Origin of the sequence: Paenibacillus mesophilus, assembly GCF_005938385.1 — a bacterium.
Taxonomy (GTDB): Bacteria; Bacillota; Bacilli; order Paenibacillales; family NBRC-103111; genus Paenibacillus_AB; species Paenibacillus_AB mesophilus.
The window spans coordinates 468,992-493,598 of record NZ_VCRA01000002.1; the positions used below are offsets into that span (position 1 = coordinate 468,992).

22 protein-coding genes are annotated in these 24,607 nt (G+C 52.1%); 17 read left to right on the plus strand and 5 right to left on the minus strand.

All coding sequences use genetic code 11. From position 1 onward, the window contains the following. Window positions 1-16: 16 nt before the first annotated feature. Complete coding sequence (locus tag FE783_RS04825) at window positions 17-526, minus strand: SRPBCC domain-containing protein (protein ID WP_138878188.1); 510 nt, start codon at window positions 524-526, stop codon at window positions 17-19. A 3-nt stretch (window positions 527-529) separates the two neighbouring features. Continuing rightward, window positions 530-874 (minus strand): ArsR/SmtB family transcription factor, encoded by a 345-nt coding sequence (locus FE783_RS04830; protein ID WP_138878189.1) that lies wholly within the window; start codon window positions 872-874, stop codon window positions 530-532. Window positions 875-1,113: 239 nt separating this feature from the next. Here FE783_RS04830 and FE783_RS04835 point away from each other — a divergent pair, with 239 nt between their 5' ends. From FE783_RS04835 to FE783_RS04855, 5 genes are all read left to right on the plus strand, one after another. Then, a complete protein-coding gene (locus tag FE783_RS04835; RefSeq protein ID WP_138878190.1) occupies window positions 1,114-2,016 on the plus strand; it encodes a LysR family transcriptional regulator in 903 nt (300 codons plus the stop codon). Window positions 2,017-2,141: 125 nt separating this feature from the next. Then, complete coding sequence (gene metE / locus FE783_RS04840) at window positions 2,142-4,418, plus strand: 5-methyltetrahydropteroyltriglutamate--homocysteine S-methyltransferase (RefSeq protein WP_138878191.1); 2,277 nt, start codon at window positions 2,142-2,144, stop codon at window positions 4,416-4,418. Between the two features lie 185 nt (window positions 4,419-4,603). After that, window positions 4,604-5,473 carry a S1C family serine protease gene (locus FE783_RS04845; protein ID WP_158301626.1) on the plus strand — a complete coding sequence of 290 codons (870 nt, stop codon included), beginning with the start codon at window positions 4,604-4,606 and terminating at the stop codon, window positions 5,471-5,473. A gap of 107 nt (window positions 5,474-5,580) precedes the next feature. Next, window positions 5,581-6,936, plus strand: a complete 1,356-nt coding sequence (locus tag FE783_RS04850; protein WP_158301627.1) for an AraC family transcriptional regulator — start codon at window positions 5,581-5,583, stop codon at window positions 6,934-6,936. Between the two features lie 17 nt (window positions 6,937-6,953). Continuing rightward, window positions 6,954-7,550 carry a GyrI-like domain-containing protein gene (locus FE783_RS04855; protein ID WP_138878194.1) on the plus strand — a complete coding sequence of 199 codons (597 nt, stop codon included), beginning with the start codon at window positions 6,954-6,956 and terminating at the stop codon, window positions 7,548-7,550. A 47-nt stretch (window positions 7,551-7,597) separates the two neighbouring features. On the opposite strand, the gene FE783_RS04860 is transcribed toward FE783_RS04855, so the two are convergent. Beyond that, entirely contained in the window at window positions 7,598-8,467 is an 870-nt protein-coding gene (locus FE783_RS04860) for a pentapeptide repeat-containing protein (RefSeq protein WP_138878195.1), read from the minus strand. A gap of 329 nt (window positions 8,468-8,796) precedes the next feature. Between FE783_RS04860 and FE783_RS04865 the strand changes: the two genes are divergently transcribed. The 5 genes from FE783_RS04865 to FE783_RS04885 all read left to right on the plus strand — a co-directional run bounded on the left by FE783_RS04865 (window position 8,797) and on the right by FE783_RS04885 (window position 13,436). Beyond that, a complete protein-coding gene (locus FE783_RS04865) occupies window positions 8,797-9,453 on the plus strand; it encodes a FusB/FusC family EF-G-binding protein (protein ID WP_138878196.1) in 657 nt (218 codons plus the stop codon). 363 nt (window positions 9,454-9,816) lie between these two features. Then, window positions 9,817-10,752, plus strand: coding sequence for a DUF4037 domain-containing protein (locus tag FE783_RS04870; RefSeq protein WP_158301628.1), 936 nt, complete (start codon window positions 9,817-9,819; stop codon window positions 10,750-10,752). Window positions 10,753-10,902: 150 nt separating this feature from the next. Further along, a complete protein-coding gene (locus FE783_RS04875) occupies window positions 10,903-11,280 on the plus strand; it encodes a VOC family protein (protein WP_238402854.1) in 378 nt (125 codons plus the stop codon). A gap of 31 nt (window positions 11,281-11,311) precedes the next feature. Continuing rightward, window positions 11,312-12,247 carry a phosphotransferase family protein gene (locus FE783_RS04880; protein ID WP_238402855.1) on the plus strand — a complete coding sequence of 312 codons (936 nt, stop codon included), beginning with the start codon at window positions 11,312-11,314 and terminating at the stop codon, window positions 12,245-12,247. A gap of 169 nt (window positions 12,248-12,416) precedes the next feature. Next, entirely contained in the window at window positions 12,417-13,436 is a 1,020-nt protein-coding gene (locus tag FE783_RS04885; RefSeq protein WP_274381431.1) for a Gfo/Idh/MocA family protein, read from the plus strand. Window positions 13,437-13,566: 130 nt separating this feature from the next. Here the strand turns inward: FE783_RS04885 and FE783_RS04890 are convergent, their stop codons facing one another. After that, window positions 13,567-14,298, minus strand: a complete 732-nt coding sequence (locus tag FE783_RS04890) for a YheC/YheD family protein (RefSeq protein ID WP_138878200.1) — start codon at window positions 14,296-14,298, stop codon at window positions 13,567-13,569. Next, window positions 14,279-14,692: an aspartate 1-decarboxylase gene (gene panD, locus FE783_RS04895; protein ID WP_138878201.1), complete on the minus strand. Its 414-nt coding sequence runs from the start codon at window positions 14,690-14,692 to the stop codon at window positions 14,279-14,281. The genes FE783_RS04890 and panD overlap by 20 nt, the downstream gene beginning before the upstream one ends. A 254-nt stretch (window positions 14,693-14,946) precedes the next feature. Between panD and FE783_RS04900 the strand changes: the two genes are divergently transcribed. From FE783_RS04900 to FE783_RS04930, 7 genes are all read left to right on the plus strand, one after another. Next, window positions 14,947-15,894 (plus strand): DUF3895 domain-containing protein, encoded by a 948-nt coding sequence (locus FE783_RS04900; protein ID WP_158301630.1) that lies wholly within the window; start codon window positions 14,947-14,949, stop codon window positions 15,892-15,894. 66 nt (window positions 15,895-15,960) lie between these two features. Beyond that, complete coding sequence (locus FE783_RS04905; RefSeq protein ID WP_138878203.1) at window positions 15,961-16,422, plus strand: SRPBCC family protein; 462 nt, start codon at window positions 15,961-15,963, stop codon at window positions 16,420-16,422. A gap of 87 nt (window positions 16,423-16,509) precedes the next feature. Next, window positions 16,510-19,608, plus strand: coding sequence for a hybrid sensor histidine kinase/response regulator (locus FE783_RS04910; protein ID WP_138878204.1), 3,099 nt, complete (start codon window positions 16,510-16,512; stop codon window positions 19,606-19,608). 2 nt (window positions 19,609-19,610) lie between these two features. Then, window positions 19,611-20,741 (plus strand): response regulator, encoded by a 1,131-nt coding sequence (locus tag FE783_RS04915; protein WP_138878205.1) that lies wholly within the window; start codon window positions 19,611-19,613, stop codon window positions 20,739-20,741. A 130-nt stretch (window positions 20,742-20,871) separates the two neighbouring features. Next, the gene (locus tag FE783_RS04920) at window positions 20,872-21,630 is read left to right on the plus strand and encodes an alpha/beta fold hydrolase (RefSeq protein ID WP_138878206.1); all 759 of its coding nucleotides are present in this window, start codon (window positions 20,872-20,874) and stop codon (window positions 21,628-21,630) included. 169 nt (window positions 21,631-21,799) lie between these two features. Then, a complete protein-coding gene (locus tag FE783_RS04925; RefSeq protein WP_138878207.1) occupies window positions 21,800-23,959 on the plus strand; it encodes an ABC transporter transmembrane domain-containing protein in 2,160 nt (719 codons plus the stop codon). Beyond that, complete coding sequence (locus tag FE783_RS04930; RefSeq protein ID WP_138878208.1) at window positions 23,956-24,483, plus strand: hypothetical protein; 528 nt, start codon at window positions 23,956-23,958, stop codon at window positions 24,481-24,483. Before FE783_RS04925 ends, FE783_RS04930 begins: the two co-directional genes overlap by 4 nt. Window positions 24,484-24,607 lie beyond the last annotated feature (124 nt).

A 24,607-nucleotide genomic window follows, 5' to 3' on the forward strand; every position in this document is an offset into this window, starting at 1 on the left:
TTTGTTGCTGCAGCGGTTATTGAACGGACTGCAGGTGCTCGGCGAGACGATCCCAAGTTTCCGTAATGCCTTGCTCCATTCCCATATCGATAACTTTTTGGAGCGCTTCGGCGGAATCGTAGTGCGACCGGCTTACAAGCTTAGTCTTGCCTTCGTGAGACAGAAACGCCATCGTAACCCGAGTGGAGGGCATTCCCTCCGCCTCATTGCAATCGGCATCCGAGAAATAGTCGACGTAGACGATTTTTTCCGATTTTATGATTTCTTCGTAGACGGCTTTGCCCCAGGCTTCGAATCCATAAAAATCCCCTTGATTCTTATCGATACATTTCATGCAGTAATGCCATATGCCGCCCGGACGGAAGTCGACATTGCAAACCGTGAGCGTCCAGCCGCGAGGCCCCCACCAGTGCTTCAGATGCTCGGCCTCCGAGAATGCCCGGAATACGAGCTCGGGCGGCGCATCGAATACGCGCTCCAGAACAAATTCGGTACCTTCTACTCTTGTAATCATTTTGTTGGACATGGGTTATTCCTCCTGAAATGTGGTTTGATTGGGTTCATGGGTTCGCAGCTTATGCAAATAGTTCTCCAAGGCGTCGAGCCGCTCGTCCCAAACGCCGCGGTATGTTTCCAGCCAAGCGTCCAGCTCGCGGAATGGCTCCAGGCGTATCTTGTAGCTCCGGCGATTGGCGACAGCCTGTACTTCGACCAGCCCGGCCTCTAGCAGAACTCGCAGATGCTTCGAAGCTTGCGGCTGGCGGAGACCCAGCCGGTTAGCGATATCGCCGACGGTCAAAGGCCCGTTGAGCAGGAGCTCTACAATACGCAGGCGGTTGGGTTCTGCCAGTGCGCTAAATGTCGTTATATCCATAATTCCATGTTGGGTACGGCGCGGGCGCTTTCTTCCGTTCGATTCATATCAGCCACCTCGTTTCATTGGTTACTTACCGTACTCACATTTACAATATACACTATAGGGAATATTCTTGTAAAGGAATATTTCAAAAAAACAGGCGGCTGTTTATTTTGCGGGAGTTGTGATATAAGGGAAGAAAGCTTATGACGCCCGGCACCGGTTGGATGTCGCAAGGATGAAAGGAGCGGTACTCCATGACTTTGCAGCAGTTGAGGTACGTGATCGAGGTGGCGAACCGGGGTTCGATGAACGAGGCCGCCAAACGGCTGTTTATATCCCAGCCGAGCCTCTCCAATGCCATAAAGGAACTGGAAGAAGAAATGAAGCTTACGATTTTCGAACGTACTAACAAAGGAATTTCCCTTTCGAAAGAAGGCGCCGAATTTCTCGGATACGCCCGTCAGGTGATTGAGCAGGCCGAGCTGTTGGAGAACCGGTATTTGAACGCCAAGCCGTCGCCGCAGCATTTCTCGGTATCGACCCAGCATTACGCATTTGCGGTGAATGCTTTCGTGAAGCTGGTTCGCGAATTCGGGCAGGACGAGTACGAGCTTGCTTTAAGAGAAACCAAAACGTACGAAATCATACAGGACGTCAAAAGCCAGCGCAGCGAAATCGGCATTTTGTACGTCAACGAATTCAATGCCAAGGTGATCAACAGGCTGCTCAAGGACGCCAACTTGACGTTTACGAGCCTATTTACGGCGAAAGCGCATATTTTCATAAGCATCCGCAACCCTCTCGCCCGGCACGCGGTCGTTACCCTTGAACAGCTGCAAGATTATCCGTATTTGTACTTCGAACAGGGGGAGTACAATTCGTTTCATTTTTCCGAGGAAATATTGAGTACACTCTCGCACAAAAAAAGCATCCGCGTCAACGACAGGGCGACCTTGTTCAATTTATTGATCGGATTGAACGGATATACGATATCGACGGGGGTGCTGAGCGCGGATCTGAACGGGAACGAGATCATACCGGTTCCGCTCGCGAGCGACGAGACGATTCATGTAGGTTGGATCTGCCATCGAAACGCCGCGCTGTCGAAGCTCGCCGCCGCCTATATCGAGGCGCTCCAGCAGTCCTTGTCGGAATAAACGGCCGCCCTTATAGCTTCAAGCTATTACCGGTCATAGTTAATCCGATTTACATGATAGCGAATCTAATATGCTATCTTTCTCTTAGTGATCCGTCAATGGATTCGTAAAGGAGAGTGTTGCATATGAAAAGCGGCAATCTGGGCTATCCCCGTATCGGACGGGACCGGGAATGGAAAAAAGCGCTGGAGGCGTATTGGTCCGGCAGGCTGGAGGAGGAGGCGTTCCATGCGGAGCTGAAGGCGATCCGCCTTCGCAATCTGAAAGTTCAGCAGGAGAAAGGGATCGACATCATTCCCGTCGGCGACTTCACGTATTACGATCATGTGCTGGATACGGCGTTCATGTTCGGACTCGTTCCCGCCCGGTTCCGCTCTACTGACCGTGAGCCGGGATTGGCCGAGTACTATGCTATGGCGCGGGGGAATCGCGAGGCGACCGCTTGCGAGATGACGAAATGGTTCAATACGAATTACCATTACATCGTGCCGGAGCTTGCGGACGTGAAACCCGTATTGGGGAGAAACCGTCTAGTGGAAGCGTATCGCGAGGCAAAATCGGAGCTCGGGATCGAAGGGAGGCCGGTCATCGTCGGACTTTACACGTTCCTGAAGCTGTCCAAAGGCTACAAACCGTCCGAGCTTGAAAACTGGATCGACCGTTTGCTGCCGCTGTATGGACAAGTGCTGCGCGAGCTGGAGGCGGAAGGCGTGCAATGGGTCCAGGTGGACGAACCGATATTGTCCATGTCGCTTCCCGCCGAGGAGTTGTTCCATGTCGCCCGTATATACGATAAGCTGACAAAGGAGGCTCCCGGCATCAAACTGCTCTTGCAAACTTATTTCGAATCCGTCGACCATTACCCGGAAGTCGTCTCGCTGCCGGTTCACGGCATCGGCCTGGACTTCGTCCATGACGGCGGGCGAAATCTGCAAGCCGTCCGTGAACACGGCTTTCCTTCGGATAAAGTACTCGGAGCGGGCTTGATCGACGGAAGAGGGATATGGAAAGCCGACCTGAAGGGCAGGCTGGAAACGTTAAAGATGCTGGGCGAGACCGTATCCGCCGATCGCATCGTCATACAGCCGTCGAGCAGTCTGCTGCATGTTCCCGTGAACGCCGCAATGGAGAACGGACTCGAACCGACTCTGCGCGAAGCGCTTGCCTTTGCCGATGAGAAGCTGGAGGAGCTTGTACTGCTGACGAAAGCCGGCCGATTGGGAGCAGATTCCATCGTCACCGAAATCGAAGCTTCTAGCTGCAGCCGCAACGCACTGCAGCAGTCTCCGTCTCGCACCCGCAAGCAGGTGCACAAGCGTATTGCCGAGCTTGCGAATCAACCGGCGACCCGCCGCTCGAGCTTCGACGTCCGTCGCGACAAGCAGCGGAAGAGATGGAACCTGCCCTTGCTGCCGACGACGACGATCGGCAGCTTCCCGCAAACGACCGACATACGCGGGGCCAGACTGAAATGGCGAAGAGGAGAATGGAGCGGCGAACGGTACGAAGCTTTTATCCAAGAGCAGATCAAGGTGTGGATCGAAACACAGACGAAACTGGGCTTGGATGTGTTCGTCCACGGCGAATTCGAGCGGACCGATATGGCGGAGTTTTTCGGCGAGAAGCTGGCCGGCTTCGCCTTTACCGCAAGCGGCTGGGTGCAGTCTTACGGATCCCGCTGCGTGAAGCCGCCGATCCTGTACGGCGATGTTGAATTCGTGGCGCCGATGACGGTCGCGGAGACCGTCTACGCCCAGTCGCTGACGGAGGTGCCGGTCAAGGGAATGCTGACCGGTCCGATTACGATACTGAATTGGTCGTTCGTCCGCGACGACAAGCCCCGCGACGAGGTCGCCTACCAGATCGCGCTGGCTCTCAGGGAAGAGGTGGAGGCGCTGGAAGCGGCGGGGATCGGCATGATCCAGGTGGATGAACCCGCGCTGCGCGAAGGATTGCCGCTTAAGCGGGAGCAGTGGCCGCATTATATGGATTGGACGGTGCGGGCGTTCCGGCTGTCCACCTCCGCGGTGAAGGACGAGACGCAAATTCATACCCACATGTGTTACTGCGAATTCCACGACATGATCGATTCGATCAGCGCGCTTGACGCCGACGTCATCTCGATCGAAACCTCGCGCAGCCATGGAGAACTGATCGGCAGCTTCGAGCGGCATACTTACGTCAAAGGCATCGGACTTGGCGTATATGACATACACAGCCCGAGAGTGCCGACGGTCGAGGAGATCGGCTCCATGATCGACAGAGCTTTGCGAGTGCTGGACCCCGCCCAGTTCTGGATCAATCCGGACTGTGGTCTGAAGACGCGGAACGTCGAGGAAACGATCGCCTCCTTGCGCAATATGGTCAAGGCAACTGAATTGGCCCGGGAAAAGTACGCTTAATAATTGGATATGCAGAGACGGTGCCGCATCGCGAGCCCGTCTTTTTTTCGCCAAGCATGTCGCAAAAGCCCAGGATCTTTGCCGGACTTTTCCTTTATTCGCCGCGAACCTGAAGCCCCGCCACGCCTATGGCCGATCATGTTATAATACAGGCTAACGACGCAAGAGCGGGACAGGAGGAGCAGATGAAGGAACGCGAGCATAATCCAGGAGAGAGAAACGGTCGGGAAGACAATGACAAGGAATATGAGGCGATGCGGGAGGAAGAGACGGACACCCTTCGCGACGATGAGGCGGATGAAGAGGAAGAACGGAAATTTTTCGAGCGCAAAGAACGGACAAGGAAGCGGATTAGGAAAGGGATTACCATCTTCCTGATCGTCGCTTTGGTCGCCAACGGGGCGGCTTTCTGGCCGATGCTCTACAATTTGCAGGCGATCCGCTTTCTCGCTATATCCAGAGAGCTATCCAAGAGCGAAGCGATATCGCAATACAAGCAGGCCGTCGTCACGGTCAGCACGGAGGACGGGAAAGGGACCGGATTTCTCATATCGCCGGACGGGTACATCGTAACGAATCACCATGTGATCGACGGGAAGAAGAACGTGTTTGTCCGTTTTTCCGAAGGGACGAGCCATGAAGCGGAAGTGGTGATCAGCGAAGCATCCCGGGATCTGGCCGTATTGAAAATTGCGCTGAACGGTGAAAAGCGGACGGCGCTGCCGCTTGAACGAGAGCCGAGCTGGAAGCCCGGGACGCATGTATATGTGATCGGCAATCCGTTGTTTTTCGACCACATTGTCAACCAGGGGACGGTCGTCGGGGAAATTCCGGTACAGGGGCTGGACGTTCCGGCTATGGCCATCGAAGCGCCCATCTACAAAGGCAACAGCGGAAGCCCGCTCTTGAGCGAGAAAGGCGAAGTAGTCGCAGTCGTCTTCGCGACGACGGAGATTGAGGATTCAGGAGAAACACGGAAAGTCGGCTTAGCCGTTCCGGTAAAGCATCTCATTCCTCTTCTGGACAAGATGGCCTGGGGCGGTCCGACGAAATGAGCAAAGGCTTCGATTAGTAGCTTTTCTGATAAAAATCTACATATGCGACCATGACAACTTTGCTAAACTGTAACAAACGGATAACGGTTCCGATAAGAAGGTGTACGATGAATTCCATCCATCCCGTCCAGCATGCGATCGACTATATCGAAGATCACTTGAGCGAGCCGCTGGAATTGCAGCATATCGCTGGCGTTGCTTTCATGTCCGTACCTAATCTATACAGAGCGTTCTATGCGCTGACCGGCCATCCGATTAAAGAATATATCAGGAAAAGAAGAATCAGCACGTCTTCCTGGTATTTACGGTACACGGACAAACCGATTATCGACGTCGCGATCGAATGCGGATTCGATTCCTACCAAACGTTTACGAAAATATTCAAGAAGCTGGTAGGAATGACGCCCGGCACGTATCGCAAGGCGGACGTGTATTACTCGTTCGAAGCCGTGAATCTTCTGGAACATGTTGCTTACATGGAGGATAGAGGGCTATCCGAACGACATCCCGATGTGAAAGTAATTCGCTTCTCGCCGGTACAGGTCGCTACATATCGGCATCAAGCTTCGAAACCGGACGGGATCGAGGAGGAAGCGGTCCGTCTGCTGTTCGCCCTGTTGGAACGCCACGGATGGGTTATGGAGAGAATCCGGTTTTACGGCACGAATGTGGAGCTGCCGTCGTTGGAGAAGCCGTTCGGGTACGACATCATGATCCCTCTCGACGAGACAAAAACCGGTCTTAAGTTGGATGACTTTCAGATCGGTACGTTTCCGGGGGGGCTGTATGCGGTTGGTAAAAGCCTGGATACGGACGGCTCGAAAATTATGGCCGCTTGGGATCGGCTGCTGAGCGAATGGCTCCCGAGAAGCACCTTCGCACTTGGAGAACATCCGTATATAGAGGAGTTTCTGACTTATCAGGGAACGGTGACCCGAATGAAGCTGTACCTTCCGGTGAAACGGAAATTGGAGCGGGATACGCTTGAAACGATAATCGTTGAGCGTTTCACGGTATATGCCAGCAGAGTGCACGGCTTTGCCGCCCAGAAAGAAGCGGACGAACGATTGATAGCATGGATGAACCGGAATCGCTTGACCAGCAGACCGGGATTGCAATTATTCATGTCCTATAGTTACGGTGTCGAGCTGGGGGAGGAGTTCTGGTACGAGCTCGCTCTATCCGTTCCGAATCAAAGGGAGGCTGTAGATAGATATGTCGACGGGATTGCAGCCAAAGATCTGGGCGGCGGACTTTATGTCCGTCTTACAAGCGGAGCGTTCGGGATGATGACCGGGGTACTGGATAGGATGTACCAATGGATCTATGGAAGCGAAAATTACGTACTGGATGAGAGCAGGCAATGGTTTGCCGAATATTTGGAGGGAGAAGGCCCCGACTTAGAAAGATCGGCATCCGTAAGGTGTTATATCCCTGTACTGGCAACTGCCGAATCGGTATAAATAAGGAGGCATACAAGATGGGAGAGAGGGTTTCGAATAACTGCCGGATGCACGACAATTACAAACCGTCGGCCATCCCCGGAACTTTGCGCTTGATCCATCATGAAAGCGCAAAAGTCGATGAAGTTCCGATAAACGGCCTTTCATATCCGACTATCCAATTGAACGATATGATGCTGATCGGGGTAAAGCTGCAGGAGCCCTTCCCGGGGTTCGCCAGAAAGGCGGAATATTTGGCTGACGGTTGGAGTCGGCTCATCCGATTGTTGGATGGAATGCTTGTCACGGATACCCCGGCAACCTATTTCGTCTATCATGGAAGCGAAGCGAACCTATCCTTATGTGTTCAGATGGATGACCTCAGGGCGATTCCGAATGGTTCGGTTAAGATTCCGGTTCCTGGCCGCACGTATGCGGTCGTTCCGTATAAAGACTCGCTTCAAGATCAAGAAAAAATGTTTGTGGAAGTTTGCCGAGCGGATTTTGAGATGGATCAAGATGCGATTAGATTCGAGCTGTACGATGTACCGCTTGTTCCGTTTGCTACGCAGCAATGTGAGCTTAAATCATTTTTTCCGCTGCCTATCGAGGATCGTGTCCGGCTGCGGCCTTAATTTCTATGCATACGATCCGAGTGGGGCAGATCACTGGGCCCGCCCGCTTAGGCGGACCAGTGCGCCGGGCGAGCGAGCGTCGGAGGAAGCTTGGTGTCGGCATTGCCCTTCGCCGAGTTAAGCTGAGGCTGCGTGAGAAAGAGGCTATCGGTAAGGTCGGCGCCGCTCAGGTCGGCGTCCCGGAAATCGGCCCCGATCAGGTCGGCCGCTCTCAAGTCGGCCCCTCTTAAGTCGGCGGCGATCAGATAGGCTCCTCTCAAGTTGGCTCCCCGGAGGTCGGCTCCTCTAAGCTTGGCTCCAATTAAGTCGGCCCCTCGGCCGTATGTTTTCTGACGCTGTGACGGATTTTTCTGCTTGAGCCGGGCGTCGGCCCGCACGAGCTCGCTTGTTCGCAGAAGCAGGGTGTTGACATTCGCCCGGTGTGCCGCCACATCCAATTCCAGGAGGGAGTCGGGACTCAGTCGCGTGAGGCGCTCCGTCTCGTCGAGCGCGGAGCTGACTTCTTCATGAATCGGACGGGCCGGCTGCAGCGTCAACGCCTCGGTCAAATACCAGAGCAGCTCGTGAAGCTGGCGCATGATCGGGAATACTTCGAACATCTGCTTCGCGGTACCCGGTGCCTCCCGCCAGTCTTTTCCTCCGTAGGTGACTTGGGCGACCTTCTGGCCTGCGCCGAAGCAGTCATAAACGGTGCAGCCTCGAAAGCCGCGCTGCCGAAGGCTTTGATGCATGCCGCAGCGGAAGTCCGCCTGCAGATGGGGGCAAGGCCGGCCGGCGTCTTTGTCGATCGCAAAATCTGCCGATGCCGCGAAAGGCAGCGCAACACAGCATAAGCCGAAGCAGCTCTCGCAGTCGGCCGTCAGACTGAGGCGGTTCCTGTCAGAGCTTTTTCCTGTATAGTCGTGATTCTCGGACAATGCTTGGTCTCCTCCGTCTTTGGCGATGGATGTATTTTCAATTCTTATATATTAGTCCTCAATATTTTTCACGTCAATCTTTGTTTGCGCATGAAGTTGCGGCAATGGCCGGAGTTATTTTATAATGGTCAAGGAAAGGGAGGTCGGTAGGGATGGCAAATGACTTTGCCGGAATCGATATCTACTCATGCAGAGCCTAACATTGGGGCGATACTTTGCATGGGGTTAGACAGATGTCGTTAACATTGTCGCCCGAGAGAGCTAATATCGTTTCTAATAATGGGCTTTGCACCTTATTCTATTCATTCATGATAAGGGGCTGACAAGCAATGAGTACACCATTTATTAGAAACCATCAATATAACTTGATCAAGAAGCAGGCCGACTTGCTTCAGCACGCGTGCAGCACCGTTTCCGATCCGAAAGTGGTGGAAGCGGTAAGATACAGCGCACTATCCAAAATAATCGAAGCGTTCCCGGATGCAATGGACCATCAAAAGCAGTTGCTCGAGAAGCTTTCGACGTTAAATACGGCGGGAGAGTTCCAGCAATATTTGCACTCCTTGGAGCCTTACTTGACGGAGTTTGCGCAGGTGACGGAAAATCAGCTGAAGAAGCTGTTTCCCAAAAACAAAAAGCTTAAGCTTCCCGATTTATCCGGTATCGATTACCGTCAGGTGACTTACCTGGGCTGGGTCGATATCGCGACAAACAAATTGTTTCTCGTCTATGATCTGAACGGCCAGCTCGTCGGCATCGAAGGAAAATATACGCCGGCGGCCAAGAAGAGCATATGCTTTTTGTGCAATCGGCATGAAGAGGTCGCTTTATTCTCGGCGATCACGAAAACGAAACCGGCCAACGCGTCGCCGGATTACTATAAGGCGATCGGCAACTATTTGTGCATGAACAGCGATTCCTGCAACAAGAACATTACGGATGTTACCGCATTGGAAAAGTTTGTTCATGACGTTACCGGGATGTAACCGTATATATGGAGAGAGTCAGACAGAGTCCTGCTTGTTAGGGCTCTGTTTTTTGTTTATTGGAGTTGTGTTTGGCGCAGGAACTAAATGACAAAAACATTAGCCATTATTGGTTGAAATAGGATAAAATTTGTTAAAAGGATGCTTCATCCATTTCCAATAGTGGGGTGATGTGTTGGTCAAAGTACATAATTACATTCCAGAGTTACTGAAGTTGGATGATGCGGAGTATACGAAATATTTGGACGACTTGACCGAAAAACTTTCGTTTAATGAACCTCTTTAATGGACGATACGGGGAAGAATTATAAATGCAAATGGAGGGGTTTGATTAGTAGACCGGCTATGAAAGGAGTTGGCGAGTTGAAAGGTCTTGAACTTTGTAAGGATTTCTTCTTCGAAATAGGGCTGCCCAAAATAAAAGAGAGTATACCTGAGATTTTGCCTTATCTAGCTGCTGGTTTAGGAGGCGGTTCACAATGTCATGGGAATGACGATGAGATATACCGTGACCACGGATGGGGACCTGGATTTGGGATATGGCTGCAAAAAGATATCAAAGAGCGATTTGAAAAAGAACTAAAGGAAGTTTTAGACCAGCTCCCCAAACAGTACAAGGGATATGGTTGGGCTGATAAATCAGAGGCTCAATATGCTTGCCTGATTTTGGACATTGATAAATTCATGAATGTAAAAGTTGGTGTTTCAGATGCACCTTCAAAAGATGTCCACTGGCTGCATATCGCAGAAGAAAGGTTATTTGAAATTACTCATTACCCTATTTTTTATGATGCAGCTGTTGAGGTTACTCGCCGATTTAATTCCTTTAAGAATTATTACCCGGAAGATGTTTGGAAAAAACGGCTATCCCATCACCTCATTGAGGTTTGGCGATGGAATGTTCAATATGTAAAAAGATCTGCAAATCGCAATGATCTTGTTACGGCTGGATTATTATGGGGAAGATTTGCGGAGCATGTAATGAAAGTTGGTTTTCTCTTAAATCGAGAATACGCCCCGTATGAAAAATGGTTATACGTTCAGTTTCTTAAGCTTCCGCGGCTGGGAGAAGAAATTGGAAATAGGATTGCAAGGGGGATAAGAGAACCTACAGAAATCGTTGACTTAACGGATCAAATCGAAGATTTATTGATAAAGGAATTGAAAACATTAGGGTTTAGAGCGCAAGAAGTTCCAAGAGCGGCGTATCCAAAAGAAACAATTCGGTTATTGAAATTCTCGAAAGGGATCGTAGAATCTATAAAGAATACGGAAATCAAAAGTTTCCAGAATTTATAATATCAATCATTGCTTCATCCGGTTTTCGGTTAATAAATGAATTGGAAGCTTGTTAGTTTACATAGGAACATACGTTTGTTAGAATGATGGGTATATATGGTATTCTGGAAGCCAGCCGGTAATAGAAATCTAATGTCGGAGGTATGATTGGTGAGCCCAATTCATAATCGAGTCGATACAATCTTTGTTCATGTCACAAATTTGGAACATTCCATTCGCTGGTACAGCGAGCTTCTCGGTCTGGAAATAAGGGGTGAACATCATCCGGGACCTATCTATACGTTGGATATGGGAGCCGGTCGTCCGGGCATAACTCTGGATAATCATTGCTTGGATGATCATTACGAGCATATCCCGTCAAGTCAGCCGCTTTTTAACTTAAGCGCCTCGGATATCGATGCAGCGTATCGGCACGCGAAGAAACTGAGCGCTGACGTTTCGGAGATCATAACGTTCCCGGATTTTTCCGAATTTACTTTTAAAGATCCGGACGGCAACATCATTATGGTATGCAGTTGCTTCAGTTAATCAGTTCTACTGGAATAGGATGGAGGATTTCATGAGTCCGATCAGCAAACCGTTATCCGATCGCGCCCTTAAATGGGTTATCGATAAGGTTCACCCCGAAGCTAGTGTGATTTCGGGTCAACAACTGCACGGAGGTATTTCTTCTCTCGTCCATGGGGTTACGTTGCGATTGGACGGAGAAGAGAAAGCTTTCGTGTTGCGGCAGTTCGACAATGAGGAGTGGATTAGGGACCAGCCGGATCTGGCTTTTCGCGAAGCGGAAAGCTTGAGACGGGCATCCCGAACTATCGGCGTGCAGACGCCGGAGATCGTCGCCTTCGACGAAAACGGAAGCGAGTGCGGCTTGCCGGCCGTACTCATGACACGGCTCAAGGGCGCAGTAGTCCTGGAGCCGCCGGATCGTTCCGAATGGCTGAACGGTATGGCCAAGGCGCTAGCAAGCATTCACGTGGTGGACGCAACCGATTTTCCATGGACATTCGCTCCTTACTGCGATGCCTCGAAGCTTCATACGTCGTCATGGTCCAAATATCCCGACAAGTGGCAGAGAGCGGCCGACATCGTCATGGGACCTCGCCCCTCGTTCACGGAGCGCTTCATCCACCGGGACTATCACCCCGCGAATATATTATGGAATGGCGGGGAGGTAAGCGGAGTCGTCGACTGGGTCAACGGCTGCATCGGCCCGGCAGGCATCGACGTTGGCCATTGTCGCGTCAATTTGGCGCAATTGTATGGCGTTCATGCTGCCGACGAATTTTTAGTTTGCTACCAAATCCATGCCGGAGCATCCTATACGCATGATCCTTATTGGGACCTCGTCACGTTAATCGACTTCGCCTACTGGCCGCCTGAAGTTTATGGCGGGTGGACGGCTTTGGGCATGACCGGCCTGACGAAGGAAATGATGATCGAGCGATTGGATAATTACTTGATCAGTTTATTGAACCGAATTACCAATGTTTGAGAGGCGAAAACTATTTTTTATCGATGAATCGGCTGTCGACTCGTTCGGCAGCCTTTCTGAATGAACGGACTCAATCACGAATAGCTATTTACAGGACCAAAAAAACGGGATTATAATGCAGCTACAAGCCAGATCGACTAGCCCAAGTTTACTTAAGGGAGACGATGCAATGTCTATCCATCACGGTAAGATTCGAGGCTCTGTTATCGGTTACGGAGGCGCCTTCAATATGGGGAGGATGCATGCCAATGAAATGAAGCGAGTCGGCTTCGATTTCGTTGCTGCTTGCGATATGGACCCGTTGCGAATGGAGCAAGCCCAGCAAGATTTTCCAGGTATCCAAACGTTTATAAATGTGGAGGAAATGCTTGCGCAGCCGGATATCGATCTGGTTGTAGTCATTACCCCGCACAATACCCACGCCCGGCTGGCCGAACAAATTCTTCGCAGCGGCAAACATTGCATTTTGGAGAAACCGATGTGCATCCATGCCGAAGATGCCCATCGGCTCGTTCAACTCGCCAAGGCAAACGGCCTTATGCTGACCGTTTTTCATAATCGCCGCTTCGACAGCTGGTATTTGACCGTGAAAGACTTGATCCGGCAAGGGGAGCTCGGCGATATTTACAACATCGAAATTTTATCGGGCAACTTCTCGGCTCCGCGAGGCTGGTGGCGAGACAGCAAGGAAATATCCGGAGGCGCATTATACGATTGGGGCGCACACTTTATCGATCATGTGCTGGGTCTCATTCCCGGAAAAGTCGGCTCGGTACGCGGCTACGTCCAGAACCGGGTGTGGCATGAGAAAACGAACGAGGATCAGATCAACAGCATCATCCAGTTTGAGAACGGAGCCGTAGCTCATATTCAAATCAGTTCCATCGACCGCGCGGGCAGACAAATATACCGGATTAAAGGAACCAAGGGCGACGTCGAGATAACCGATCTGAAGAAAAAAGCATTGAATCTGTATCGGGACATCGATGGTCAAAATACGCTGACGGAAGTGGACTTTTTGTCGGCACAGCATCATCGCTATTACGAAAACATTGCGGATCATCTGTTGAATGGCGTTGAATTAGTTGTAAAGCCCGAGGAGGCTAGGCGCGTTATCGCGATCATCGAGACTACGGGGATATCGGCCGAGGCGGGCAAGGAACTGCGTCCGGCTTTCGAAGGGGAATAGCCCGGTGATTTCGGATAACCGACACCTGAGCAGCAACAAGCGTTATGGCGTTCATTCGAGCAAAATCCCTCCGCTATGGTGCGGACGGGATTTTGTATCGAATTAGAACGTTTCATTGAGAAAACTTCGATCATTTCTTATGGAACCCGACGATTCGCCTGTACATCGACTTATCCTTCAGCTTCAGAAACAGCGATTTGGCCGGTTTGAAATTCGCTTCGATAATCCAAACTTTTCCTTTCCGATCGATTCCTGCATCAAGTCCGAGCGTACGGATTCGATAATAGCTGCGAAGCTGCTTTGCCGCTTTCCGGGCAATCCGGTTCATCCGCCTATGAATACGGCCGACGGAAGAGCCGCGAATATCGGACTTTCGAATCGCGGTCGATAACGGAACGACTTTGCCTTTGCTGCGAGCGATATTTGTAATGATGAACCCGGCTCCGGCGAGCTTTGCCAATTTCCCCGTCACCTTCCAACCGGTGCGTTTCCCCCTTTGCACCATGACCCGTGCATCGAACGGTCTTCCGTTTACTCGCGCCAAAGCGATTTTTTGCTGAACGATGTAGGAGGCTCCATTAGCATTGCGCCTAATATTCGCGTATGCGGGAGATAATCCGCGGATTGTTTTTATTTTTGTCCCATAATGGACTTTGAAGGTGCGTCGGCCTTTGGAAGAGATGGAAATGACCCCGACTCCGCCGGAACCCCTGGAGGGCTTCGCGATCACATCTCCGTATGCTGCTAGAAGAGAGCGGAAATTGCGTTTCGTCATGGAAAGCGTCTTCGGTAGCGCCGATTTCAGTTTGGGGGATTTCGCCATTAATTTGTATTTCGTTAATTTATCTAGGCTGAAGGTCATTCCATCTCACATCCCCGTTTGCCTCGAATAGAGGATGATCCTCGTACCGGGTTATTCGATTCTCCGCATCGACGAAGACGACTCTGGGGACAAGATCCTGCAGCTCTTCAACATCGAATAATCCGAGACTCAGTATAATGACCAGATCTCCGGGCTGAAATAAATGGGCGGGAGGACCGTTCAAGCATATTTTCCCCGAGCCCTCCCTTCCCGGGATCGCATAGGTTTTCCAGCGAGTCGCATTGCGGAGACTGGTCACTTGAACCATTTCGTAAGGATGGATGTTCGCCTTCTTCATCAGGAGGGAATCGATCGTAATGCTTCCTACATAGTCCAGGCTAGCCTCGGTTACGGTCGCACGATGAATCTTTCCTTTGCACATCAGTCTCATCATACTTGATTGATCCTTTCCTCTCTTCTCCGCATGAAAGCTTAACGGTTCTCTAAACCACTCTATGTACAGGAGCACAGGAACGTATGGGCGGTTGACGGCATGCCGCGATAATAGGCGGCTGGCTGTGCGAACGGTCGGGTGAATGGGGAGTTGAAAGGAGTTATGAGTATAGATAACGAATACTTATGGAGGCAACAACGTGTTTTTCATACGCTTCAGATCCGCTTGATCTGAAATGGACGGGAGGGGCGATCTTGAAGTTATCCGAAGAACAACGGGACCGGCTATTAAGTCAATTAAATGAAGACCAGGTTCATTTCTTGAAAGAGGAATTGAAGCGGGGCAAACGGACCGTCTTCGCTAATGTGATCGCAAAGCAAAAAGGACTGCAAATTCCGGAAATTGCAACATTCGAAGATGTGGAGCGTATGGTCGATTCCTGGATACTGGTCGGGTACGTGGATGCCGGTTATGTTTCTCCCGATCTGAAATGCGAGTGCGGCAGAAGCTTGCGCTTCCAATATCATGTGATCAATAAGCAGACCGGCGAAGAATACAAGTTCGGAATTGATCATTTGGAGTTGCATACCGGGATCGATGCGAAAACAGTTGCTGAAATCCGCAGCGGATTCTCAAAAATTGATCTGGAGCTTGACGAACTATTGGTGAAGCTTGATGCAGGCTGGTCTATCCAGGTGGAATCGCTCCCACCCTTCGAGCATCTTGCTTTGCCTCACGACATTCAACGACATTTCGAGCTTCAATTACCGCTGCTGGACCGGCAAGTCTCGCGTATTAGGCGGCTGCTTGCCGAATATGCAAGAGAACGGCGGCAAGCGCTTATCGATTCCCAAGCAAAACCGGTAGACTCTTCGCCGATCAAACCGGTGATTGAGCAGGATTTGTTTACCCTGCTGGAACCCGATCCCGATCCCGTTCCCGTTTCCGGCGGGGACGAGCTGACGGATGAAAAAAAACAAGCGATCCTCTCCTATCTGGACGAAGGGGTGCAGAGCGCGAGAATTATTGCAGAATTATTGATCAAGCACGGAAAAACGAGAGACAGCCGGTTTATAACCGGCAGCCCCAAAATTTTCGTAGATGTGTGCTGGTTTATCGAATCGTTCATTCCGACTAAACAATGCAAGCTTATTTCCGTAGAACATCTTGACCGCCTTTACCAATGGAATAGCAATCGATAAGAAATCAAGCACCCGTTATGTGATACAATATAAGGAACCTTGCGTGATGAAAGGAGATATCTCGGGATGACAACCTTGAATCAAATACCGGTTGTAAAAACGGAAATGTTAATCAGAAAACCGGTCGATATCGTGTTTGAAGCCTTTATCGATCCTGCGATCACTACAAAATTTTGGTTCACAAGAAGCAGCGGGAGGCTGGAAGCCGGGAAACGCGTCCAGTGGGATTGGGAAATGTACGGCGCTTCCGCAGACGTCGATGTTCTGGAAATCGAGGAAAACAAGCGGATCGTCATCGATTTCGGAACTACGGTCGAGTGGACGTTTGCACCCCGGGGAGAGAACGAAACGTTCGTTTCGATAACGACCTCGGGATTTACGGGAGATGGCGACGACATCGTGAAGCAGGCAATGGACTCGACGGAAGGGTTTACGATCGTTCTGTGCGGGCTGAAGGCGCTGCTTGAGCACGACATCGTCTTGAATCTCGTGTCGGACAAGGCTCCCGATGCGCACGTGACAAGGTAAGAATGGTTCCGCTATCCCGGCCACGTCTTTCGGACGTGGCTTTTTGCAAGATGAATGAAATTACCAACTGAAGGCGGTGCTGGTTGAATGATGACGTCTAGTCGGCGAATCAGGATTGCGGTATTGGCCGGCTTGATTATGGTTGTAGCGGCATTGTGCCTGCCTTCGTTGCAATTATTTCCTGCAAAGCATGCTCCCCGGGCCGTCGACGGAGTATTGGAGCTGCGGCATTGGAGCTTGAAAGAGGAAGGGCCTGTCCAACTTAACGGACGCTGGTCAATCCATTGGAATCAGCTGCTGACGGAAGCCGATGAAGGTCTTAAAAAGATGACGCAGCCGGCCTTCGCGGAAGTGCCTGGAGTATGGACACGGTATGGACTGCCGGGACGCGGCTATGCAACGTATCGTCTTACCGTACATACGCAAGGGGATACCGGTAAGCTGGGTCTGCAAATACCTGCGATAGCACCGGCCTACCGGATTCTGGTCGATGGACGCATCATTGCGGAGGCCGGAGTCGTCGCCGCCGATCGGACAAGTGTACATGCCGCCTATTTCCCACAGACCGTATACTTCGATCCTCCCGGAGACAAGTTCGACCTCTTCATCCAAATTTCCAATGAACTGTATCCTAAAGGAGGAATATGGTTTAGCTTGACACTTGGAGCCGAGCGCTCGATGATCGCCTTGAAGGAACGTACGGGTATCGTGGAGATGGCGGTATTCGGCGGCAGCGCGCTGCTAGGCTTGTATCAGATCGCCTTGTTCGTGCTGCGTCGATCGGAACGCTCTTCATTGTATTTCGGCATATGCTGTCTCCTGGGCGCTATCCGAATGTGGGCGGTAGGGGGGATCTATATTGTCCAATTCTACCCGCTTACCGATATTCGGTTGATAATCATGCTGGAGTATTTGACTTATTACGGCGGTGTTACCGCGGCGCTGCTGTTCGTCAGGGAGCTGTATCCGAAGGAATTCCATCCGGTCGTCATAAAGATACTGACCTGTATTGGCTTCGCCTTTATCGGAAGCGTACTGCTCCTTCCCACGGAATGGTATACGCGCTTCATTGATTTGTATAAATATATTTCCTTAGTCAGTTTGGCCTACATTCTGTTTGGCTTTACTATGGCGTTATGGCGAAGGCGAAGCGGCGCGCTGCTCCAGCTGGCAGGGTGGATCATCTTCGCGGCAGCAGCACTTCATGACATTTTATACAGCGTTGGCCGCATATTGTGGATCGATCTCCAGCTCGTCCCGTACGGCTTCATCCTGCTGGTTTTTATAGAGGCGATGGAGCTTGCAAGAAGGTTTACGAACGCCTATCGTACAATCGGCCGAATGTCGGACGAGTTGATCGCCTCGAACCGGATGAAGGACGAATTTTTGGCCAATACCTCGCATGAGCTGAAGACGCCCCTGCACGGTATTATGAATCTTTCTCTGGCTCTGGCTGAGGAGAAGTCCGGTCCGATAAACGGGAACCAGCGGGAGCAGTTGGAGGTTGTCGTCTCCGTGGCGCGCCGCATGTCGAATCTCATTAACGGCATTCTCGATTTGTCCCGATTGAAAAACAGCGGCATTCAGCTGCAGCGCGGACCGGTCGATGTTCGAGCCGTCGTATCGGCTCAGCAGGAGGTGTTCCGCCATTATATCGGGGATAAGCCGGTTACTCTCCACCTCGATTGGCCGGATACGCTGCCGTATGCCTATGCCGACGAGAGCCGTTTGCTGCAGATTGCGTATAACCTCATCGGAAACGCGATAAAGTTTACGCCTGAAGGCAAGGTCACGGTATCTGCATGGTCGGCAGGCGGTATGCTTCATGTGGCAGTCGCCGATACAGGTATCGGCATCGAATCGGAGAAGCTGGAGACGATCTTTCAATCGTTCGAACAAGTGGGAACGTCCGTTGCGCGAGAATATGGCGGAACCGGACTTGGACTCGGCATCGCGAGGAGGCTTGTCGAGCTCCATGGGGGACGGATATCGGTGAAATCGGAAATCGGGAGCGGCTCCGTCTTTACTTTTACGCTTCCTGTCTGCGAAGACAGCCAATTGCAAGTAATTCGGCCGCGGACCACGGCGGATCACCGTGAAGCGGCAGCGACGACGATCGGCTGGATGGAGAAGCCGGCTTCGGCGGCAATTAGCCCGGATAACGGTACGAAGCGGGAACACGCAGTTTTGGCGGTCGACGACGATCCGGTCAATTTGCGGGTCATACAATCGGTGCTGGCGGACGAGCCTTACGAAATTGTTACCGCTTCGAACGGGAAGGAAGCGATGGATATCCTGGACCGTTTAGGCAGCCGGATCGGGCTTGTCATTCTGGACGTGATGATGCCGGGGCAGACGGGGTATGAGACTTGCCTACAAATACGTCAGAAGTATGCGCTCTTCGAGCTGCCTATTCTGCTGACAACGGTTCGCAGCGAACAGGCGGATGTGATGTACGGCTTCGAAGTCGGGGCGAACGATTATTTGACCAAGCCGTTCGAAGCTTATGAACTGCGGGCGCGGTCACGGACATTGCTCGCGATGAGACGCTCCGCCGAGGAAGCGGTCCGGTCGGAGCTGGCGTTTCTGCAGGCGCAGATCAAGCCGCATTTTTTGTACAACGCACTGAATACGATTATTTCCTTATCACTGGAGGAGCCGCAGACCGCCCATGATTTGCTGCTGAACCTTAGCCGTTATTTGCGCGGCAGCTTCGACTTCAAGAACAAGGAAAGGCTGGTGCCTCTGCGCAAAGAGCTGGAGCTGGCCCGTGCATACCTGCAAATCGAGCGTGCCCGATTCGGCGAACGGCTCCGTATCCGCTTTGATGTGGACGAAACCGCCGAATGTATGCTGCCTCCGCTGACCGTGCAGCCGCTCGTCGAGAATGCGGTGCGGCACGGTATATCCATACAAGAGGATGGGGGTACCGTGACGGTTTCCGTACGTACCGATTCCGGTCATACCATTTTTTCTGTCGAAGACGATGGGCCCGGTATGCCTGTATGGGCTCGATCGATACTCTCGAACGACTATGAGGGCAAGGGAGGAGTAGGACTGCGAAACATTCATCAGCGAATGCTAAGGCTGTTCGGTGAAGGTATAGAGATTGGGGAAGGCAGCTCCGGCGGCACCAAAGTGATCTTTCGCATACCGCATGCCGCATGGAGCGGTAAGGAGGTTTAGGCATGATTCGAATTGTTGCGGTTGATGACGAGCAGCCTGCACTTCGCAGAGTCGGAAAGCTGCTGGAGGCGTTTGAAGAAGTCCGTGTGTGCGGTTTGTTCGATAAATCCCCGGCTTTCCTGGAATACGTATTAACCGACCCGGAGCCGATTGATCTGGTTCTGCTCGATATGGAAATGCCCTCGCTGCACGGTATGGAGCTGGCAAGGAGAATTCGCGGATGCCGGCCGGAGATCCATATCGCGTTTCTAACCGCTTATGAGGAATTTGCCAGGGAGGCTTTCGATGTGGAGGCGCTCGATTATTTATTGAAGCCCGTGATGAAGGAAGATTTATCCCGCATGATCAATCGGTTTGTGAAACGGAGCGGGCGCGACGGAAACCGGGATCATCAGCCTGAACGGGGGGTAGAGGTACAGAGCTTCGGTCCGTTCACCGTAACGGCTAATACGGGTGATCAGATCCGGTTTCGAAATTCGAAGGGGAAGGAGCTTCTGGCGTATTTACACCATCATCGGGGAAAGCCGGTCAGCAAAACGCAAATTATGGAGGACATCTGGTACGGCCGCGATGCGGAGCGGACCCAGGCCAATTTACATTCGACGGTCTACCAGCTGCGTAAAGATCTTGAAGCTTACGGAATGTCCGATCTCATCGAACAGACGAAAATTGCAGGAGGCAGCTACTGTCTGAAGTGGTCTCCTTCCTATGACGATGTCGTTTCCTACGAGGATGAAGTTGCACGGTACAATCAAACGTTATCTTTGACGCATGCGCTAAAAGCCGTTCGATACTACGGCGGGGGATATTTGACCGGCAGCGGCTACGGTTGGGCTGCGCCGCGGCAAGCGGAGCTGGAGCTCAGTTATGCCGGGCTGCTGGAAGCGATCGTAGATACGTATGTACGGCAGCAGCGCTATGATATCGCATTGAATCCGATGCGGAAGTGGGCCGAGCTGTTTCCCTTAAGCGGGCGGATTCATGCCAAGGCGATCGCGCTTCTGCTGCTAATGAACAGGGAATCTGACGCGAAGGCTTATCACGAATTTGTAATGGAAACGCTCGATCGGCCAGAGGATTTGGCGGAAATCGATTATGCCCTCTTATCTGCCGACCCGTCGCTATTGTTTTAAAGGGGCAACATATACACGGATTCGTTCTCCGCTGCGAGGATCCGCTCTCCTGACCGTATTCGTCAGGGAATCGGGTGTATGATCCTCATAACGGTTGTCAGCCGATTATCGAACAGCGGAGGAAAAAGAAATGAATCAAACACAGGTCGTTAAGAGAGCGGAAGAGCAAGTCGGAATCGTCTTTATCCACGGTGCGGGCTTGTACGGTAAAATATGGGGGAGCATGACGGAGGGGCTGGAAAACCCGAGTCTTGCTGTCGACTTCCCGAATGGCAATGCCGCTGACGTCGAGACGCCGAGGAAACACCTTTCCATGCAAGACTATATTACGCATATGAACGATCAGATCGCAGCGTGGAAAGTCCGAAAATTTGTCATTGTGGCGCACTCGCTCGGCGGAACGCTTGCTCTCAAGGTCGCCGCCGCATTTCCGGACCGGCTTGTCGGGTTTGCGGCGATCGGAGCGGTAATACCGCAGCGTGGCGGGTCGTTTTTGTCGACGATGCCGTTACCGAAGCGAATGATTCTAGGCGCCCTGCTGCGACTGGCGGGGACGAAGCCGCCCGAGTCGGCCATTCGGCAAGGGCTGTGCAGCGATTTGTCTCCCGAGCAAGCGGCGGCGGTCGTGAGCGGTTTTGTGCCCGAATCGATTCGGGTATATACGGAACGAGTCGGCGCGCTTGCTCCGGACGTACCCAAGCTGTACATAAAGCTCGGGCAGGACCGGGAGCTTCCTCTGCGCGAGCAGGAGCGAATGGCTTCCAATCTCGGAGCGAATGATACGGAGCTGCTGGATGCAGGACATTTGCCGATGCTGAGCCGGCCGGACGAACTGCTACAAGTACTGAACGCGTTCATGTCCCGTATAGGTACCGGTGTTCCAGTCTAATCGGGATGATGCCAAGCGAACGGACGAGCCGAACGGCTTTCTCATGAGAGAAGCCGTTTTTTTTGACCCTTTTGAGAAACCTGACATGAAGCGCTTTCTTTTCAGTTTGCAACGATAGGGGGTCTGTTACCATTGCGATAGTTGTTCGCGAAGGAGGAGACAGACCGGGATGCTATTCAAGACTATTACGGCTTCGATTCGCTCGTCTCCGGGATTTGTATTGCTCATCGGACTGGGAGCCGTATTCGAACTATCGTTCCACTACTTATCCGCTCTCAGCTACAAATATTTGATAGATAAAGCGCTGCTGCCGCGCGATGCATCCGCGCTGGCTCTTCTGGTGGGCACTTTGTTTTGTATCGGGCTGCTGAACGTGATTGCCGGAATTGGCAGTGACTATGCCAAAGCAAGATTGGGCGCGAAGCTGTTGTTCGAGTACCGGATGAAGCTGTTCCGGCATATGCAGATGCAGTCCCATCGTTTCTACGAACGGTTCGGAATCGGCGATCTCTTGGCGAGATATACCGACGATATTCCGGCCATTCAGACGGCTGTGCTGCAAACCGTTTCAAGAGGACTCCTATCCGCTCTCAGCGTCGCGATCGGACTTTCGATTCTTTTCGCAATGGAATGGAAGCTTACGCTGCTCGCCATTGCCGGTTCGGTTCTGCTATTCGTGCCTTACCGGCTGCTTAAGTCTCGATCGCTTGCATGGAACGAGGCCTATTCGTCGCACCTCGAACAGTTCACCGGATCGATCGACGAAAATATTAAGGCAGCCAAAGTCATACGAGCGTTCGACCTGCGGCGGAACATGCTGGCCCAAGTAGAAGGGAACCTTCGGACGATGATGTCGATCGGCGTACGGAGGAGCTTCGTCAATACGAATCTGAACCGCTTGCCAATGCTGGCCATCTCGATCTTAACCGCCGTCATTCTCGGTTACGGCAGCTATCTTACCTTCAGCGGGAAGCTGACGATCGGCAGCTTCATCGCTTATAATTCCATCTTTATTACAGTAGGACAATCAATGTTCAGCATTGCGGCGGTCCTTCCCTACTACCTGTCGGCGAGAACGAGTCTTCATCGTGTCGAGCAAGTGATGAACTGGCAGCCTGAAGTGACGGAGCTCGGTACGCAGGAACTCCCTTCCATTCGGCGGGGGATAGGGCTGCACAACGTATCCTTTGCTTACGTTTCCGAGGAGCCGGTGCTGAGGCAATTGAATCTCGAGATTCCCTTAACCGGCTGCACGTCAATAGTCGGTGCGAGCGGATCGGGAAAAAGCACGGTGCTTCAGCTTCTGCTGCGATTCGCCGATCCCGATAGCGGCACGGTTTCGTACGATGGACATGATATTCGGGAAGTCCGCTACGCTTCGCTGCTCCGCCAGATCGGGGTCGTCTTTCAAGATTCGATTCTGTTTCATGCCTCGATTCGGGACAATATCCTTGTCGGCAAGCCGGACGCGAATGAAGAGGAGATCGTGGAAGCCGCAAGAGCCGCGGGAATTCATGAGACGATTGTCGGATTTGCGAAGGGGTATGACACCATCGTACGCAATCAGGGGGATAATTTGTCCGGCGGACAACGGCAGAGGATCGCGTTGGCCCGAGCGCTGCTGCGCAAGCCGAATGTATTATTTTTGGACGAAGCCACCTCGGCGCTCGACCCGGACACCGAGCGTGCGGTGAATGAGACGATTTGGTCGCTGGCGGGCAGCAGAGCGATCATTTCCGTTACGCATCGCCTGGCATACGCAGCCAAGTCCGACCGCATCATCGTCCTTGATCAAGGAACGGTTGCGGAGTCCGGATCGCATGAGGAGTTGATGAAGCGTGAGGGATTGTATCATCGGATGTGGGAGAAGCAGCAAGGATTCGTACTGTCCAAAGGCGACGGCGGTGCCCGAGTGGAACTGGATCGGCTCCGAATGCTGCCTTTCTTCCGGGGAATCGAATCCGACGCGCTGCAGCAGATCACCCGTTTGTTCGTCACGGAGAAATTCGAAGCAGGCGTTCCCGTGGTCGAGCAGGGCGATCAGGGAGACAAATTTTATTTGATTGCGAGAGGGAAAGTGGAAGTCATGGTCGCTTCGGCTGTGGGTGAGCGTAAAAAAATAGCCATCCTTTCGGACGGAGACCATTTTGGAGAGATCGCACTCATGCACCATATTCCGAGAACGGCCAGCATCGTTACCTCGACGCCATGCTTGCTGCTGTCTTTGTCGTACGAGCATTTCCATCCGCTTATGGTTCAATATCCTTCGATCCGGAGAGGACTCGAAGCTACGTTACAAATGCGAATGCAGGGGAGAGATGCGCAATGATACAGTGGGTATCCGCCGATTCGGAAGAAGATAGGGAGAATGGAGTGCGCTTCCTGTGCCGGAATGGAGAAAAGCTCGGCGTTCCGTACAAGTGGAGTACGGTTATGTCTTCTTTGTCCTGTTCCTTGAACGAGAACGGATTCATGATCGCTCTGGACGATTACGGGCAGGTAGGAGGGGCTCTGGCGTATACGTACGGTACGGGGGAGGATGATTATGAGAACCGCAGCCGGATCGAAGTTCATCTTCTATACATCGATAAACCGTTTCGCGGCGAGAAAGCGCTGGTGGAAACGATTCAAGCCCTTTCCTCGCATGTATTAGCACTGCCGCAACGTATCGGGGAAATCGGGTTTTATTGCGTGCCGGCAAAAGGCAACAGACGTCTATACGGCAAGTGCGCGACGATCCGGAACACAAAGCTGCATCCATGCGGCATATTGGATTTCTATACCGCCGCACCCGAAAGCTTACGACAATATGCCGTCAGTCGAATGGCACGGGAGAAGACAGAGCGGGAATAAGACCAGCATCGCTGCTGGCCTCCCGCATAGGACTGTTATTACTCTTTCGATGATGGCTTGGAATTTTCATTTGCTCCCCCGTCATCACGTTCGACCCCCGAGGCCATTGGCGCATTGCAAGCAG